Annotated in this window: 3 protein-coding genes; all 3 read right to left on the bottom strand. The window is 60.4% G+C overall.

Annotation, left to right across the window (positions count from 1 at the left end):
• A partial coding sequence (gene ribB, locus PHS32_RS24195) for a 3,4-dihydroxy-2-butanone-4-phosphate synthase (protein WP_301082210.1) occupies positions 1–907 on the bottom strand: 907 nt, incomplete at its 3' end.
• 57 nt (positions 908–964) lie between these two features.
• The gene (locus tag PHS32_RS24190; RefSeq protein ID WP_301082208.1) at positions 965–1609 is read right to left on the bottom strand and encodes a riboflavin synthase; all 645 of its coding nucleotides are present in this window, start codon (positions 1607–1609) and stop codon (positions 965–967) included.
• Positions 1610–1822: 213 nt separating this feature from the next.
• A partial coding sequence (locus tag PHS32_RS24185; protein WP_301082207.1) for a RibD family protein occupies positions 1823–2517 on the bottom strand: 695 nt, incomplete at its 5' end.

Raw genomic sequence — 2517 nt, 5'->3', positions numbered from 1 at the left:
TTTCGCCGCAATTGAGCAGCACCACCACGCACCTGCCCTCCGAGGCGATGCGGGCCAGGGCGGCATCGAGACTCCAGGAATGCATGGCGCGACCGACCTCCAGCGCGTCCAGCACCGACAGCGGTTCATGCACGCGGACCAACACCGTGTCGCCTGCGGCCCACTGACCTTTGACCAGCGCCAGATGGACGGCGTGGGCGGTCTTGTCTTTGAAAGCGTGCAGGGTGAAATCACCAAAAGCGGTGTTGATCGGGCGGGAACCCAATTTTTCAACCAGCGACTCGACCCGGCTGCGGTGCGCGATCAGGTCAGCGATGGTGCCAATCTTGAGGCCATGCTCGGCGGCAAACAGTTGCAGGTCGGGCAGGCGGGCCATGGTGCCGTCGTCTTTCATGATCTCGCAGATCACGGCGGCGGGGGTGCAACCTGCCATGTCGGCCAGGTCGCAGCCGGCTTCGGTGTGGCCGGCGCGCATCAAAACGCCGCCTTCAACCGCTTGCAGAGGAAAGATATGCCCAGGTTGTACCAGGTCGTCGGGGTGAGAATTTTTGGCCACCGCCGCTTGCACGGTGCGGGCGCGGTCGGCAGCCGAAATGCCCGTGGTGACGCCTTCAGCGGCTTCAATCGACACGGTAAAGGCGGTGCCTTTTTTGTCGCCGTTGCGCGCGGTCATGGGCGGCAATTGCAGGCGTTCACACAAGCCCCGGGTGAGGGTCAGGCAAATCAGGCCGCGGCCAAATCGGGCCATGAAGTTGATGGCCTCAGCGCTGACGTGGTCAGCGGCCAGCACCAGGTCGCCTTCGTTTTCGCGGTCTTCTTCATCGACCAGAATCACCATGCGGCCAGCGCGCATGTCGGCCACGATGTCTTCAACCGGGGAAATGGTTACGGGGATGGGGGCGGTCATGCGGCGGTCTTTCATGGATGGCTAAATAGGAGGGTAGCGGGCAGGGCGGCTGACGCGTTAAGGCGCAGCCAGATGGGTCTGCTGCGGGTCCGCGTTGAGCATGCGTTCAACATAGCGCGCGATCAAATCAATCTCAAGGTTGACCACGGAGCCGGTTTGCAGTGTATTAAGCGCCGTATTCTGAACCGTGTGCGGGATCAGGTTAATGCTCATCTCGCAGCCGTCTTCAGTATCCTGGACGCGGTTGACGGTGAGGCTAACGCCGTTGACCGTGATCGACCCTTTGTAGGCGAGGTATTTGGCCAGCGTTTTGGGGACCAAAACCCGCAACTGCCAGCTTTCACCCAGCTGGGCAAAATGCGTCACGGTCCCGATGCCATCAACATGGCCAGACACCCTGTGACCACCCAGGCGGTCGTTGGCACGCAGGGCTTTCTCCAGGTTGATGCTGCCCGTCGCGTTCAATCCGGCGGTCTTGTCGAGTGACTCGGCTGAAATATCGACGCAGAACTGCTGCCCCGCAACATCCAACGCGGTCACCGTCATGCAGGCGCCATTGAGCGCGATGCTGTCGCCCAAACCGACATCGTCGAGGAAAGCGGGCGGGCATTCGATGGTGAGGCGCTTGCCGTGGTTTGCAGAGCTGCCGAGGGCGTGAACGGCGGCGATGCGCCCCACGCCGGTGATGATTCCAGTAAACATAAGCGTATTTTCGCAGGGAAAGAGTTGTATTTTTGAAAGGGGTTCTGTCATTTACGGTCGGTTTGCGGTGGCTGTGCTGCCTTATTCGTCGTTGCGACCGCAGCGCGCCAATCTATGCCAAACCCACTGATTTAAGCTTTTTAGGGCTCTAGCCCCCGTCGTATCTGCCTATTTGGCTATGTAATTGATAGCAAAATGGGTTCTGTCAGCGATTTAAAACGTTTCGCGGCCGGGCGGTCTGGCAAGAATACGCAGGTCATCACCGACGGGCTCGATGCTGTGAAAGCGCAGGTTCACTGCGTCTTTGAGTTGCGTGATGGGGCCAAAGTTGGCCATGCCGCTGCCAAGCCCAATCAGCATGGGTGCGAGGTAGACCAAATATTCATCCACCAAACCTTCCCGAACGAAAGAGCCATTGAGCTTGTGGCCGGCCTCCACGTGCAACTCATTGATTTCACGCGCGGCCAGGTCACGCAGCATGGCAGCGAGGTCCACCTTGTTCCGCGTTGCGGGTTCGTGTCCGGGCGAGTAGATGACGGTGGCGCCACGCGCTTCCAACGCTGTTCTTTTAGCTTCGTTTTGGACGGCAGCGTAGAGGTAGATGACGCGGCCCGGCGTAAAAAATGCTGCATCCAGTGGCGTCTCAAGGCGGCTGTCCACGATCACCAGATGAGGCTGGCGTGGCGTGTCGACCAGCCGCACGTCCAGGCGCGGGTTGTCCGTGAGCACGGTGCCGATGCCGGTGAGTACGGCGCAGGCGCGGGCGCGCCAGGCATGTCCGTCCGTACGCGCAGCCTCCGATGTAATCCACTGGCTGACGCCATTTTCCAGAGCAGACTTGCCATCCAGCGAGGCCGCCATCTTCAGGCGCACCCAGGGTGTCTTACGGATCATGCGGCTGAAAAAGC

Source organism: Rhodoferax sp. (genome assembly GCF_028714215.1).
Taxonomy (GTDB): domain Bacteria; phylum Pseudomonadota; class Gammaproteobacteria; order Burkholderiales; family Burkholderiaceae_C; genus Rhodoferax.
The sequence above is the reverse complement of the archived record's forward strand: the minus strand, read 5'-3'. Positions and strand labels throughout refer to the sequence as shown.

Bases quoted from the DNA above. Each gene is read 5' to 3' on its own strand.
- PHS32_RS24190 (WP_301082208.1), bottom strand. From the start codon at position 1,609: ATGTTTACTGGAATCATCACCGGCGTGGGGCGCATCGCCGCCGTTCAC.